The following is an 871-nucleotide window of genomic DNA, read 5'->3' as shown; positions in this document are numbered from 1 at the left end:
TCATGAACAGCAACTACAAACTGGTTTACAGCGAAGCACTCAACACTTGGGTGGCCGTGGCCGAGCACGTCAGTGCACGCGGTAAAAAAAGTGCCCTGCGCCTGGTCACTGCGGCAGCGCTCATGGCCGGTGGCGTCGTCAGCACCGGTGGGGCCTTGGCCGCGCCGCCCCTCATCACGCCGCCTGCCGTTAACCAGTTGCCCGCCGGCGCCCAGGTGGCTGCGGGGTCGGTCAGCTTCAGCCAAACGCAAACGGCCACCGCCGCCAGCATGGCCATCTCGCAAACCAGCAACAAAGCCATCGTCAATTGGCAAAGCTTCAACGTGGGCGCCAACGCCCAGGTCAACATCACGCAGCCCAGCAGCACCAGTGTGCTGCTCAACCGCGTGCACAGCAGCGACCCCAGCCAGATCTTTGGGCAGATCCATGCCAATGGCCAAGTGCTCTTGCTCAACCCCAACGGCGTGTACTTTGCACCCGGCTCTCGGGTGGACGTGGGCAGCTTCACGGCCAGCACACACAGCCTGAGCGATGCTGACTTTTTGAACGGCCAGTACCGCCTCAACCGCAACGGGGCCACGGGCAGTATCCTCAACGAGGGCCACATCAGCGCAGGCTTGGACGGCTACATTGCGCTTCTGGCCCCTGAGGTGCGCAACCAGGGCGTGGTGTTGGCGCAAGTGGGCGGAACCGTGGCATTGGCTGCGGGCGAGAGTTTTGAGCTGCAATTCAACAACCAAAAACAGTTGACCAACGTGCTGGTGACCCCGGCCACCCTCCAGACGCTGGTGGACAACGGCCAAGCGGTGCAAGCCCCCGGCGGCTTGATCATCTTGTCGGCCCAAGCCGCCAGTGGATTGCTGGGCGGCGT

Annotated in this window: 1 protein-coding gene; it reads left to right on the top strand. The window is 63.1% G+C overall.

What is annotated here, in order from left to right; translation table 11 throughout:
• A partial coding sequence (locus B9Z31_RS15295; protein ID WP_143473873.1) for a filamentous hemagglutinin N-terminal domain-containing protein occupies window positions 1-871 on the top strand: 871 nt, incomplete at both ends.

It is taken from the genome of Limnohabitans sp. G3-2 (assembly GCF_002778275.1).
In the GTDB taxonomy this organism is placed as follows: Bacteria; Pseudomonadota; Gammaproteobacteria; order Burkholderiales; family Burkholderiaceae_C; genus Limnohabitans_A.
This window is presented reverse-complemented; position numbering and strand designations above follow the sequence as displayed.